Source organism: Yoonia sp. (genome assembly GCF_965660735.1).
GTDB lineage: Bacteria > Pseudomonadota > Alphaproteobacteria > Rhodobacterales > Rhodobacteraceae > Yoonia.
In genome coordinates, this window is sequence record NZ_CBFIBD010000001.1 from 179,033 (window position 1) to 192,383 (window position 13,351).

13 protein-coding genes are annotated in these 13,351 nt (G+C 59.7%); 3 read left to right on the plus strand and 10 right to left on the minus strand.

Translation table 11 applies throughout. The features are described from left to right. Position 1 precedes the first annotated feature (1 nt). Genes ACTG4B_RS00870 through ACTG4B_RS00885 form a run of 4 tightly spaced genes read right to left on the minus strand, consistent with a single transcriptional unit; the run spans position 2 to position 3,854 of the window. Positions 2 to 574 carry a DUF3833 domain-containing protein gene (locus ACTG4B_RS00870; protein WP_439153776.1) on the minus strand — a complete coding sequence of 191 codons (573 nt, stop codon included), beginning with the start codon at positions 572 to 574 and terminating at the stop codon, positions 2 to 4. A 3-nt stretch (positions 575 to 577) separates the two neighbouring features. After that, positions 578 to 1,804, minus strand: a complete 1,227-nt coding sequence (locus ACTG4B_RS00875; protein WP_439153777.1) for an MFS transporter — start codon at positions 1,802 to 1,804, stop codon at positions 578 to 580. Then, a complete protein-coding gene (locus ACTG4B_RS00880; RefSeq protein ID WP_439153778.1) occupies positions 1,801 to 2,559 on the minus strand; it encodes a DUF1365 domain-containing protein in 759 nt (252 codons plus the stop codon). Before ACTG4B_RS00880 ends, ACTG4B_RS00875 begins: the two co-directional genes overlap by 4 nt. Then, complete coding sequence (locus ACTG4B_RS00885) at positions 2,556 to 3,854, minus strand: NAD(P)/FAD-dependent oxidoreductase (RefSeq protein WP_439153779.1); 1,299 nt, start codon at positions 3,852 to 3,854, stop codon at positions 2,556 to 2,558. The genes ACTG4B_RS00880 and ACTG4B_RS00885 overlap by 4 nt, the downstream gene beginning before the upstream one ends. 257 nt (positions 3,855 to 4,111) lie before the next feature. On the opposite strand from ACTG4B_RS00885, the gene ACTG4B_RS00890 reads away from it, so the two are divergent. From ACTG4B_RS00890 to ACTG4B_RS00900, 3 genes are all read left to right on the plus strand, one after another. After that, the gene (locus tag ACTG4B_RS00890; protein ID WP_439153857.1) at positions 4,112 to 4,636 is read left to right on the plus strand and encodes a sigma-70 family RNA polymerase sigma factor; all 525 of its coding nucleotides are present in this window, start codon (positions 4,112 to 4,114) and stop codon (positions 4,634 to 4,636) included. A gap of 8 nt (positions 4,637 to 4,644) precedes the next feature. Continuing rightward, positions 4,645 to 5,295, plus strand: a complete 651-nt coding sequence (locus tag ACTG4B_RS00895) for a ChrR family anti-sigma-E factor (RefSeq protein WP_439153780.1) — start codon at positions 4,645 to 4,647, stop codon at positions 5,293 to 5,295. Positions 5,296 to 5,627: 332 nt separating this feature from the next. After that, positions 5,628 to 6,362: a DUF2189 domain-containing protein gene (locus ACTG4B_RS00900; protein WP_439153781.1), complete on the plus strand. Its 735-nt coding sequence runs from the start codon at positions 5,628 to 5,630 to the stop codon at positions 6,360 to 6,362. A 17-nt stretch (positions 6,363 to 6,379) separates the two neighbouring features. On the opposite strand, the gene ACTG4B_RS00905 is transcribed toward ACTG4B_RS00900, so the two are convergent. The 6 genes from ACTG4B_RS00905 to lspA all read right to left on the minus strand — a co-directional run bounded on the left by ACTG4B_RS00905 (position 6,380) and on the right by lspA (position 13,299). Next, on the minus strand, positions 6,380 to 7,615 hold the full coding sequence (locus ACTG4B_RS00905) for a DNA recombination protein RmuC (RefSeq protein WP_439153782.1): 1,236 nt from the start codon (positions 7,613 to 7,615) through the stop codon (positions 6,380 to 6,382). Then, positions 7,612 to 9,423 (minus strand): DNA mismatch repair endonuclease MutL, encoded by a 1,812-nt coding sequence (gene mutL / locus ACTG4B_RS00910; protein WP_439153783.1) that lies wholly within the window; start codon positions 9,421 to 9,423, stop codon positions 7,612 to 7,614. Before mutL ends, ACTG4B_RS00905 begins: the two co-directional genes overlap by 4 nt. Positions 9,424 to 9,529: 106 nt before the next feature. After that, positions 9,530 to 10,840, minus strand: coding sequence for a M16 family metallopeptidase (locus ACTG4B_RS00915; RefSeq protein ID WP_439153784.1), 1,311 nt, complete (start codon positions 10,838 to 10,840; stop codon positions 9,530 to 9,532). Next, entirely contained in the window at positions 10,840 to 12,171 is a 1,332-nt protein-coding gene (locus tag ACTG4B_RS00920) for a M16 family metallopeptidase (RefSeq protein WP_439153785.1), read from the minus strand. The genes ACTG4B_RS00915 and ACTG4B_RS00920 overlap by 1 nt, the downstream gene beginning before the upstream one ends. 84 nt (positions 12,172 to 12,255) lie before the next feature. After that, entirely contained in the window at positions 12,256 to 12,765 is a 510-nt protein-coding gene (locus ACTG4B_RS00925; protein WP_439153786.1) for a DUF3035 domain-containing protein, read from the minus strand. A gap of 54 nt (positions 12,766 to 12,819) precedes the next feature. Then, complete coding sequence (gene lspA / locus ACTG4B_RS00930) at positions 12,820 to 13,299, minus strand: signal peptidase II (protein ID WP_439153787.1); 480 nt, start codon at positions 13,297 to 13,299, stop codon at positions 12,820 to 12,822. Between the last annotated feature and the right edge of the window lie 52 nt (positions 13,300 to 13,351).

Genomic DNA, 13,351 nt, shown 5'->3' on the forward strand with positions numbered 1-13,351 from the left:
GTCATTCTCCTGCGTATGCTTGGTCTTTCGGGCGCATTGTGGCGACAAGTTCAGCTACCTTGATGCCGAATTTCCTAAACTGGCTGCGGTTCATGATGGACCCGTTCGCCATCAGATACATCCAGTCGGTCGTATCCAGAACATGACCGCCTGCCTCGTCCGCCAGCTTGATCCGGTAGTTCAGCAGCACTGCTGACCCTTCCTGTCTGCCTGTTCCCGTGCCGACAACATCAGGTGCGTCGGCCTTGATCCCTCCGTCATTGCCAAGGGTCAGGGTCCAGACCCTTTGTTGCGTGTTTCCACTATCATATTGAAAGGTTTCTGTCATCGTGCCGACATTGCCATCCCAAGATGCATCGAAGTCCGCAACAAACCGCGATGTGACGCGACCGGTTGGTCCGTAAATCACGCCTTCGCAGGCGATGGGACCGTTGAAGCGTTCGCGGATATCAAAGATCGGGCCATCGGTATAATCGGACGGTTTCTGCGCCCGGAAAGACATGTAGCGCGATTTGAGGATGAGGACGGCCGCAACCAAAATGCCACCGATCAGGGTATAGGTCAGAACACTCATCGTCTAATCCTCAAGTTTCGTGGCGATCAAAAGCCCGATCGCCACCAGTTTCAAAAGCGACGGCACCAGTGCATAAAGCACCGTCAACATGGTCAAGGCCCCAACGGGCGATGTCTGTGCCCCGGCCACGAACCCGGATTGTTCCAATGCCGGCAGCAGAACCGCCGCGGCGAAGGCAAGCGTGAACTTGTTCACCAGATTCCAAAGACCGAACCCCTGCCCGCCCGTGGGCGATATCACCGCCATCCGTTTTGCAAACATCGCCGGCAAAAGCGTGAGGTCCGCCCCGATCGTTGCACCACTTAATACGCAGACAACTGCAAAGGGGATCACATCGCCGGTGGATAAAGTGACGGTATAGCCAAATGACGCAACCGCCAGCACCATGGCCGTCAGCAGCACCCGCTTTTCCCCGTATCGTCCCGCCAGTGCCGACCACAGGGGCGACGACAGTGCAGCGGCCAGAAAAAACAGCACCAACAGTGCGCCTTCCCAGCCGGGTGCGCCCAGGCGGCTTTCGACGTAGAACAGAAACAGGGTGGAGGACACCGCCAACGGCGTGGCGTTGACCAGCGCAAGGATCAGCAGTTTGCGCGCGACAGGGTCGCTGATTATTTCGCGGATGTGGGTGGGCTCCGCAGCGGTCCGCCCCTTCCATTCGGGCCACATGAAATAGGCGGCAATCAGCGTGACCACCGCAAAGCCATAGGCAAAGGTTGCAAAGGGCGCGGCGACCACATCCATCAACAGCGTCGGGATAACGGCCGCGATGCAAACACCAAGCAAGGCCCCGCTTTCGCGCCAGGCTGCCAGCCGGATGTGGCCTTGTGGTCCGGCGCCTGCCTTGCTGATGCCTTGCGCGTAAAAATTGATGGTCAGAAAGCTGAACGCCGTGAACAATCCGGTGATGGTCAGCCCGAACCACCAGATCGGCGCGATAGGTGGCGTCACGGCGAACAGCCCCAGCATCGACAAGGCCAGCAGCCCAGCCGTGGCGGTGACAATCATTTTCTTGTTGCTGCGCAGCCGTTCACTGATCCAGCCCAGCACAGGATCCTGCACCACATCGAACAGGCGCAACCCGAACAGCACCGCACCCAAGGCCGTCAGGCTGACGCCATAGGTGTCGGCATAATATTTCGGAGCATAGATATAGATCGGAAGCCCGGCCCCTGACAGCACGGCGGCAAAGCCGGTGTAGGCGGGCAGCCGCTCGGTCAGGGCTGTCATTTGCTGACCTCTTGGGTGGGCGGTTCGGGGCGGGGGCGGAATGTAGCGCCCTTCCACCAGAGTTTCATCGCCTGCCAGTGGATCAGCGCCAGCACCCGGCGCGACCCGAACGGGCGGCGCAGCACAGCGCGAAGGATTGATGTGTTGCGCAGCGGCTTGCGTGCGCCGGTCAGCGTGGCGATCAGCCCGCCGTTGCCGCGCGAATAATCGATCCAGATACCGATACTGTCAGGCTGGATATCAAACCGAAACACATACCCGCCCTCAACCGGCTGGAATGGGGAGACATGGAATATTTTTTGTGCTGCGATGGTATCTGACTTGACGATTTCGCGCCCGTCATCGTGGCGGCACAGATAGGAATGGCGATCACCGAATGTGTTGCTGACCTCGGCGATGATGGTGCGCAGCGTTCCATCGGCATCGCGACACAGCCAAAATGAGACCGGGTTGAAGACGTGCCCCAAAACACGGGGTTGGGCCAGCAACTCGATACGCGCAGGAGGCGCGATACCATGCGCGGTCAAGACGTCGCGCACCCATGCGGCCCCTGTCCCGGCCTTGGGTGGCCCACCATGGTCGCGGTCGTGCAGCGACATCAGGTTGCCGCGGTTACGCGCAAAAAGCGCGGGTGTGTCCGGCACTGCCTCTGCATCCAGCAGCACATAGTCGATGGAATAACGAAAGGTGTTTTTCACACCCCCGCGCCGACCGTGATAGGTTTCCCCTGCGATATGATCGATGGTTGCGGTCACTCTGCCGCGACCTCCATGCGTTCGGCGGCGTTCAGTGCGCGCACAACGTCCATCGCGCTGGAAAGGCCATCCTCGTGAAAGCCGTTTTTCATCCATGCGCCACAAAACCATGTCCGGTTGGACCCGTTCATCGCGGCGGCGGTTTGTTGGGCGGCCAGCGCGGCAAGGTCGTAAACAGGGTGGTGCAGCGTCACCTCGTCCCAGATCAGGTCTTCGCGGATCGGGCGTTTGGTGTTCAGCGTGACCATCATGTCGTCGGCCTGCAACCAGGGCTGAAGCGAATTCATCCAATAGGTCAGGTCAATTTCGCGGGTGCTTTGTGCTGCGTCTTCGGAATAGACCCACGACGACCAGACAGCGCGCCGTTTGGGCATCACCGACGTATCGGAATGGAGCACGACCTTGTTGGGCTGGTATTTCACTGCGCCAAGGGTCGATTTTTCCGCCGGTGTCGCGTCTGACAGCATCGCAAGCGTCTGGTTGGAATGGGTGGCAAAGATGACCTCGTCGAACATTTCCCATTCCCCACCGTGGGTTTTCACCTCGGCCCCAAGTGGGCCGCGCCGGACGGCATTGATGGATGCATCAAGTCGGATATCCACGCCACGGCGCACCATATCGGCGCCAAGCCGCGTGACATATTCACGGCTGCCACCATCTACAGTATACCACTGATGCTGGCCCGTCGCACCCAGCAGGGCGTGATTGTCGAAAAATTTCATCATCGCATAGGCTGGGAAATCAAGGATTTTTTCTTTGGGTGTCGACCAGATCGCACCCGAAAACGGCAGCAGGTAATGATCGCGGAAAAAATCCGACAGCTTTAGCTTGCGCAGCAATTCCCCGATGGTCAGCGTCTCATCCTGACTTGCGGCAAGACCCTTGGCGTTAAAATGCAGGATATCCCGGACCATGCGCAGAAAACGCGGGCTGGCGATGCTGGTGCGCGTGGCAAACAGCGCGTTCAGGCTGGCCAAGCCATATTCCAGCTTGCCACCGGAAAACGACGCGCCAAAGCTCATGTTGCTTTTCGTGACCGGCACTTGCAGGTGATCGAACAGCGCCGTCAGGTGCGGATAATTGGCATAGTTGAAAACGATAAACCCGGTATCCACAGGCTGGTCGGCGCTGCGTCCGGCCATGCGCGTGCGGGCATGGCCACCCAGACGCTTTTCTGCCTCGAACAGGACAACCTGATGATTTTCGGCCAATGCGTGTGCGGCCCCCATCCCGGAAATACCCGCGCCGATCACCGCCACACGCTTTGGAGCGGCTGTCGCTTTTTCAAATGGCATAAATTACTGCTCCGTTGCCGTGTCGTCTTTTTCCTTAAGTCATACGTAACTTACGATTTGATGGATCACACGGAAAAAGCGGCGGATCTTGTGATCCGGTTCGCGACACGTGGCGTATTATTTATATGTCAACGCAAACCGACCTAGCCGTGAAACCGGATGCACTTGCCGGGCTTCCCCTTTATACGGGGGGAGATATAAGACTATCGGCCAAGGGCGGAGCGAAAAAGTTGACAACGGAACAAACGACGAAACGCATGGCCTGGGTGGTCCAGGTCACGGCGGTCAGGGATAGAAAAGACAAGGCCGCGTTTGCCGAACTCTTTGCCTATTTCGCCCCGCGCGTGAAATCGTTTCTGATGAAATCGGGCGCCACCCCTGATCTGGCAGAGGAATGCACACAAGAGGTCATGGTGACCCTATGGAACAAGGCGCATCTGTTCGATCCTGCCAAGGCGAGCGTGTCAACGTGGATTTTCACGATTGCGCGAAACCGCAAGATTGATCTGCTGCGTAAACAGAAACGGCCCGAGCCCGAAGACCTGCCATGGGGCCCCGAGGCGGAACCCGATCAGGCCGATGCGCTTGGCTTGCAGCAAGATACGGAAAAACTGGGTCAGGCGCTTGCGACCTTGCCCGCTGAACAAAGAACACTAATTGAACGTGCTTATTACGGCGAGTTAAGCCACAGCGAAATCGCGGCCGAAACGGGCCTTCCTCTTGGGACGATAAAATCGAGAATCAGACTGGCGCTGGATCGTTTGCGCCACGTAATGAAGTGAATGTAGCCATGAAACAGATCAAACATCACCTGACCGAACCACTTTTGATGGGGTATGCCGCCGGCACATTGCCAGAGGCATTCAACCTTGTGGTCGCGACGCATATTTCCATGTGTGATACCTGCCGCGCGGCCCTGGCCGAGTATGATGCGGTGGGCGGAGAGGTCATGATTGACGCAGAGCCTGTTGAACTGGCCGAAGATGCGCTGGCGGCGACGATGGCGCTCATCGACAATGCGCCGGCGTTTGATATGCCCCGTGCCAAGGTGCTGCGCGGTGGCGTGTTCCCTGCCCCGTTACAGGATTACGTGAACGGCGATCTGGACAATGTTAAGTGGCGTCGGGTCGGTGGCGGTGTGCGCCAGATGGTGTTGGAAACATCGGATCAGGCCAGCGTGCGTTTGCTGTATATTCCTGCCGGAACTGCCGTGCCGGATCATGGCCACCGTGGCACCGAACTGACACTGGTGCTGCAAGGCGCATTCGTTGACGAAACAGACCGCTTTGCTGCCGGTGACGTCGAGGTCGCGAACGAAGACCTGAACCATACGCCTGTCGCCGAGGAAGGGATGGATTGTATCTGTCTGGCCGCGACCGACGCGCCGCTTTCGTTCAACGGCCTGGTGCCGCGCATCGCGCAGCGTTTCATGGGAATCTAGACGCGACATGTTCAGGTCACCCCCCAAAGGCCCCGGTTTTTCCGGGGCTTTTTTGTGGGCTGCGGCCATAGACACTATTTTGTCAACACGGCCACACCACCAGACAATTCACGGATTTTCTGCTACAATGTGATGCGACGGGTTTTTCGGCTATTGCCGGAAAACGAAGGTTTGACATTGATCCAGAGGGAGAATGCGTCATGGTCCAGACAATCGGAAATCCCCTTACTTATATGGCATCTGTGTTCAGGCGCGGCTCTCGGCATTTGGGCGAGGGGGTTGCGGACTTGGGAACAAAGGATACCGAACCGGTCGAAATACGGACCCTGGAATTGTCAGATCTAAAGATGTGTCTGCGCAAAGGTCTGACTGATTTCGGCGCAATGCGGACCGACGTGATCTTCATCGTGGTGATCTACCCTGTCATCGGGGCGCTTTTGACATGGGTGGCTATCAATCAAGAGCTTTTGCCGCTGGTGTTTCCGCTGGTATCGGGATTTGCGCTGCTTGGGCCCATCGTTGCGCTGGGGCTTTATGAAATGAGCCGCCGTCGCGAAGCCGGAAAGGAAGTGACCTGGACGGACGGGCTGGGCGTGCTGGCCTCGCCTTCTCTGATCCCGATCCTTGTTCTGGGCTTTTATCTGGTGGTGATCTTTCTTTTCTGGATGGGGATCGCGCTGGGTCTTTACAGCGCTACCTTGGGACCAGAGCCGCCGGTATCTGTCGTAGCTTTCCTGCGCGATGTCTTTCTAACCACCGATGGCCAGGTGATGACAATTGCTGGTGTCGGCATCGGGTTCGTTTTTGCGGCCACGGTGCTGGCGATCAGTGTCGTGTCTTTTCCCCTGCTTCTTGACCGTGATGTCGGCCTCGCCCGGGCTGTAGTGACATCGGTGCGTGTGACGCTGCGCAATCCGCTGGTCATCGGCACCTGGGGTATCGTTGTGACCGTATTGTTGGGGGTCGGGGTTCTGACGCTTTTTGTCGGGATGATCGTGGTGCTACCGGTGCTTGGGCATGCGACGTGGCATTTGTATCGGCAGGCCGTTGTCAGGCCGGAAAAGTAACCCCGCGGTTGGCCTGATTACCCTTTTTGCGGCGCTGCAATCGGGACGACAGCAGTATCCGGCGACAACTCCTCAAAGTCGAAATTATCCAGCCTGTCTGCCCGCTTGCCTGCCCGTGTGGCAGCAGTCAGCACGCCTGACACGTCTTCTCCGGCCTGCCGCAGATGGGTTTCCAACTTGCCGGCCTTTTCGCTGATAATCTCGACATCACGGTGCAGCAGGCGCAGGGCCTTGCGAATTTCGCCAGCCTGTTCGCGCATCCGCGCGTCTTTCAGGATTGCGCGCATCGTATTCAGCGTTGCCATGCAAGTGGTCGGTGACACGATCCAGACGCGGGCATCGAACCCCGCGCGCACCACTTCGGGCAGGCGGGCGTGCAGCTCGGCATAGACCGCCTCTGACGGCAGGAACATGATCGCGCCGTCGGCGGTTTCGCCTTCGATCAGGTATTTTTCGGATATCGCCTTGATATGAACGCGCACCGCAGCGCCAAGTGCGCGCAGGGCCAGTGCCTGATCGTCCTTGGTATCAGCGGCGGCAAAGGCCTCGTAGGCTTCAAACGGAAACTTGGCGTCGATCACGATGGGCCCGGGGGGATTGGGCAGATGCACCAGACAGTCGGCGCGTTTGCCGTTCGAAAGGGTCGCCTGCAGCGTATAGCTGTCCGACGGCAACGCCTTTGACACGATGTCGGTCAGCTGGATTTCCCCGAACATCCCGCGCCGCTGTTTATTCGACAGGATATCCTGCAACGACAGCACGTCACCTGACAGTTTTTCGATATTCGTCTGCGCCTTGTCGATCGTCGCCAACCGTTCCTGCAACTGCGTCAGGCTTTTGGTGGTTCGTTCTGAACTGCCGGTCAGCGTTTCCTTCATCCGTTCCTGCATATCGGACAGTGACCGCGCTGATTTCAGCGCATTGTCGGCCAGCCGTTCGGCCATTTGCGCCTGCACCTCGGCCAGCCGCGACTCCATCGTCTGGATCACCCGCACCTGGGCATTGGCCTGCGCATCGCTGACGGTCTGGATGTTGCCGGCAAGCTGGCTTTGCCCCTGTCCCAAGGCGTTCACATCCATCGAAAGCCGTCCGACCTGTGACGCCACATATTGCACCGCCTCGCCCGACTTGCCCGCGCGACGCACGGCGGTGATCAGCAGGATCAGCACCAGCAGGATGATCGCGGTCCCGACAAGGGCCGCAATCACCGCCGGATCGCTGAACGCATAAGTCTGTTCGCCGATCTGGATCATGTGCGCCCGAACAGCCGTTCAATATCCGACAGCTTCAATTCCACATAGGTGGGTCGCCCGTGGTTACATTGGCCCGACAGTGGCGTCGCCTCCATTTCGCGTAACAACGCGTTCATTTCCGCCCCCTGCATCCGGCGACCCGACCGGATGGACCCGTGGCAGGCCACGCGGCTTAAAATCGCTTCGATTCTTGCCTGCACCGATGCGCTGTCGCCCTGATCGGCCAGTTCATCCAGAATGTCGCGCAGCATCGCTTGCGCGTTGACCTCGCCAAGGATTGCGGGCGTTTCGCGCACGGCGATTGCCCCACCGCCAAAGGGTTCGATGGTCAGGCCGAACCGCGCCAGATCATCCGCGATATCCAGCAGTTGCGCCGCCTCGCCTTCGGTCATTTCAACAATGTCCGGAATCAAGAGCGCCTGTGCCGCCACACCGTTGTCAGCCATCTGTTTCTTCAGCTTTTCATAGACCAGCCGTTCATGCGCGGCGTGTTGATCTACGATGACGATGCCCGTTTCGGTTTGCGCGATGATGTAGTTTTCATGCACCTGCGCGCGGGCGGCACCCAATGGCAGGTGGTCGGGTTCGTCTTCGACCGTTGGTTCGATCCGTGCGCTGGGCGCTTCGTGAAATCCCGGTGTCTGCGCCTGAAACGTCATCGAGCGCGCGCTGAAACTGGGCCGGTCCATCTGGTAGACGCGGGGCTGGCCGGGTGGCGGTTGCATCGCCCCCAGCGTCGCATGGGCCACGGTTGTCGATGCGCGGTGCCCTGCGCCCGCCAGCGCGTGCCGCAGGCCCGAGACGATCAGCCCGCGCACGGTGCCGGGGTCGCGAAAGCGGACCTCGGATTTGGCGGGGTGCACGTTGACATCGACCAGCGTCGGGTCGCAGTCCACGAACAACGCGGCGACGGGGTGACGGTGACGCGATAGCACGTCCATATAGGCGGCGCGCAAGGCCCCCAGCAACATCTTGTCGCGGACCGGCCTCCCGTTGACGAACAGGAACTGCGCCACGGCAGCGCCGCGCGAATAGGTGGGCAGCGCGGCATAGCCGGTCAGGTGGAACCCGTCGCGTTCCGCATTGATCGACAGTGCGTTTTCGGCAAATTCACGGCCCAGCACGGTTTGCAGGCGCCCATGCAGCGCATCGAACAAATCCCCGGTTTGCGCCTCGGCGCGGAACGTGGTGCGCGTGTCTCCGTTTGATGCATCGCGCAGGATGAATGTGATGAAAGGTTCGGCCATGGCCAGCCGTTTGACGATATCGCCCACGGCCTGCGCCTCGGCCCGGTCCGTGCGCAGGAATTTCAACCGCGCAGGGGTGGCGTAGAACATATCGCGCAACTCAACGACCGAGCCGTTTGACAGGGCGGCAGGGCGCACATCGCTGGTGCGGCCACCGGACACGGCAATGCTGGCGGCATCGGCCCCCGGCACGCGGGACGTGATCGTCAGGCGGCCGACAGCCCCCAGCGATGGCAAGGCCTCTCCGCGGAAGCCAAAGGAATGGATGTTCAGCAGATCAGAGCCGTCGATCTTGGAGGTCGCGTGGCGCGACAGCGCCAGCGGCAGATCAGAGGCTGCGATGCCACAGCCATCGTCGGTGACGCGGATCAGGGTCTTGCCGCCATCGGCGATCACCACCTCGATCCGGGTTGCACCGGCGTCAATGGCGTTTTCGATCAATTCCTTGACGGCAGAGGCGGGGCGTTCCAACACCTCTCCCGCCGCGATCCGGTTGATAGCGGCCTCATCCAACTGCCGGATCACCGGGCGTGGCTTTATCTGGGGGTCTGCAATCGCCATGCCACAAGGACTAGCACAACAACCGGCGATTCTGCGAGGGGGAAAGCGCGAAGGAAATTCGCGAATTTCCTTCGCGCAGATCAATTTTCTGGAAAATTGATTGCACCTATTGCGTGCTTTCCAACCCTTCGGGTTTGCCCACGACCACGAAATGCAGCGCATCGGGTTGCAGCAATTCCGCTGCGACCCGGTTCACATCGTCCAGCGTCACGGCCGCGATGTAATCGTTGCGGTTGACCACATATTCGGGTGGCAGGCCGATGGTCTGCATCCCCACCATGATGTTTGCAATCGCGCTGTTGCCATCGAACCGCAGCGGGTATTCCCCGGTCAGATAGGTTTTGGCGCTGGCCAGTTCCTCGGGTGTGACACCTTCATTGGCCATGCGGGCCCATTCTGCCTGTGTGACGGCAATCGCCTCGGCAATCGTTGCGTTGGACGATGCGACCGACCCCAGCATCATTTCCGCGTGGAATTTCGGCACCAGAAAGGTGCTGATCCCATAGGTCAGCCCGCGCTTTTCGCGCACTTCGGTCATCAGGCGGGATTCGAAACCGCCAGCGCCCAGCACCTGATTCATGATGTAAGCCGCAAAGAAATCGGGGTCATCGCGTTTCATGCCCGCATGGCCGAACAGGGCGACGGACTGCGGCGTGTCATAGTCGATGACCGTGATCCCGCCTTCCAGACCGAATGCGACATCGGCGGGCTGGCTTGCGCCAGTCGCGGGAAGATCACCCAGCAGATCATCCAGCATCGGCCCCACGGTATCCGCCGTGATGTCACCGACCACGGCGACGTAAAGTTGATCGCGTGTGATTGTATCGCGGTAGGCCTGAAACATGTCATCGCGGGTCAGGGCGGTTACGCTTTCGATCGTTCCATCGATGGGGCTGCCATAGGGGTGGTCGCCAAAGGCCGCCGCGTTGAATGCCGCGCTGGCGATGCTGTCGGGGTCCTTGGCGTCGCTGGCGATGCCTGACAAAACCTGTGCGCGCACGCGGTCCAGCGCGTCCTGATCAAATGTCGGCGCGTTTAGGGCCTGCCGCAGCAGTGCCAGCGCCTGATCCTGATTTTCGGTCAGGAAACTGGCCGAGATTGATAGTGTATCATCGCTGGCGCGGAACCCGAAATTGGCCGCCAACGCCTCGCGCGCGGTCTGGAATTCTTGCGCTGCCATATCGCCTGATCCTTCCTCGATCAGGCCGGTCATCAGGTTGACGGCACCACGTTTACCGGGCCGGTCCAATGACGCGCCGCCGATAAAGCGGATTTCGAGCGCTACAAACGGGATGCTGGGTTCTTCGACGACCCACGCGTTGATGCCGCCGGGCGATGTGACTTCGATAATGTCGATTTCGGCGCGGGCGGTGGTTGTGATGATACTCAGGCACAAGGCCAGAACGATGCGCAACATCAGCGTGCCTCCTCTTCATTTGGCACAACCCAGCCAGTGACGGATTGGTCGCGGTTCAAGACCTTGGCGGCTACGGCCTTGATGTCGGCCTCGGTCACGGATTGCAGGATGTCGGGCCATGCCTGGACATCGGCGACCGTCAGGCTTTGGGTCAGGGCGGCACCATAGCGCCGGGCAAGGCCCTGCACGTTATCTCGCGCGTAAATCTCGGATGCGCGCAATTGGGTGCGGATGCTTTCGATCCGGGCCGGGTCGATGTCGCGGGTCATGAAATCCGCGATCACGCCATCCATCGCGGCCTCGGCCTCTGACAGGGGGACGCCGGGTGTCGGCACCACGACAAAGCTGAACGTCGATGTGTCAAGTGAACTGCCGCTGTAGGACGCATTGGTGTAAATCGCGGTTTGCGTATCGAATTGCAGTGCCTGCCCCAAATCGGATGTGAATGATGACCCGCCCAGCAACTCTGCCAGATAGACCAGTGCCGCCGCCTCTGACTGTGCGCCGGGGTCACGTTCGGGGGCCAGATAACTGCGGATCAGATAGGGCTGGCTGACGCGGGGATCGGTGTAGGTGATCCGCCGTTCCGCCCGCTGCGGCGGTTCTTGCGGGCGAATGCGTTCGGGCAGCTGTTCTTCGGGGGGGATCACGCCGTAATATTCTTCGGCCAGTACGCGGACCGCGTCTGGTGCGACATCGCCAGCCACGACCAGAACGGCGTTGTTGGGGGAATAGTACAGGTCGTAAAATCCCAACGCATCTTGCAGATCAAGCTGCTCCATCTCGTGCTTCCAGCCGATTATCGGCACGCCATAGCGGTGGTTTTGGTACTGCGCGGCGCGAAACTGTTCGCTGGCCAGTGCGCCGGGGTTGTTTTCGGTCCGCTGGTTGCGTTCCTCGAGGATCACGTTGCGTTCGGTTTCGATGTCATCGACGGTGATGGCCAGATTGTTCATCCGGTCACTTTCCATACGCATCATCAGTTCCAGCCGGTCGGCGGCGATACGCTGAAAATAGGCCGTGTAATCATAGCTGGTAAAGGCGTTGTCGCGGCCACCGTTCGCCGCAACTGTGGCGGAAAATTCACCTGCGTCCAGCATTTCGGTCTGTTTGAACAGCAGATGTTCCAGAAAATGGGCGACCCCCGATGACCCCACCGGTTCATCCGCCGATCCGGCCTTGTACCAGACCATATGGACAACCACAGGGGCGCGGTTGTCCTCGATCACGACGACCTCCATCCCGTTATCAAGGGTGAAGTGCGTGACATCTTCGGCCTGTGCGGCCAACGGGGCGGCCAGCAAAGCCACGGCAGCAAGCAGTTGTTTCATGGAAACCCTTCACGTTTAGTTGCCATATAATCTACGTCGGGTGCGACGATGTTCAAGGCGACATACGCGGATGTGAAAGCCGGGTTATTGGCGGGTGGGCGCGTTTGGAACCTGCACGCCAAGACTGCGCAGCCGCTGCAATTCTGCATATGGGTCAAGCACTTGCCCCGCATACGCCGGAAAGTAGCGGTCCCGGTTCAAGGGGTTGAAGATATTTGAGCGGCGCTTACGCTGCAAGATCCGTTCATCCTCGGCCGCAAGGGTCGCGCGAATGTCCGGCTCTGTCCCATAGCGGCCGGCCTGTGCCACCAGCCCGGCATCGCTGGCAGGGACGCCGCCGGCCCGCTGTGCATCAGCAGATCCGCCAAGGGCCGTGATCGCATCGGCCCGCGGTTGCGGGTCGGTCAGGTTGGTGCCTCCGGGGGTCGGGGGAGGCAGGGTCAGCTCTGACGGGATTTCAAGCGGTGCCAAGGGGATCACGGCAAATTCGTCGGGGCCACTGCCAGCGGCGCGCATGTCGCGCAGCGGGCGGTCGGTATCGCCACAGGCGGCCAGAAATACCAGCAGCAGGGCAGAGGTGATCATCGCACGCATCACAAATCCTTCAATCCGTCTTGGTCTGTGTTTTAGCCCAAGCACAGGGCGGCGTCACGTGGTCTTCTTTGTCTTGCCGTCTTCCCCCAGAAACGCAAGACCGATGGCCCCGACAAAAATCGCAATGTCGGCGATGTTGAAGGCATAGGGGTTGTTGATACCGCAGCAGGACATGTTCAGGAAATCCGCAACCGCGCCATAAAATACACGGTCAACCACGTTGCCCATCGCCCCGCCGATCAGCACCCCGGCGGAAATATGAACCCATCTTGTCCCACCGGTCCGGCGCAGCCAGATCAGCACCGCGATGCTGATCGCAAAGGCCAGACCGATCAGCACCCAGCGCATGTCGAAATCGGCGAACAGCCCGAAATTCACGCCGCGATTCCATGCCATGCGGAATTCCAGATAGGGCGGCCAGACCGTGATGCGGCCGTCGGGGTCATTGGCCAGGCCAAGCCAGTGCACAACGTAATATTTGCTGGCCTGATCCAGCAGAAAGACAGCAAAGCCAGTCCAAAATATCAGGCGCATTTCAGAAGTTTCCTAAATCTGTCCGTGCCATAGGCACGGACTGTATGATTGT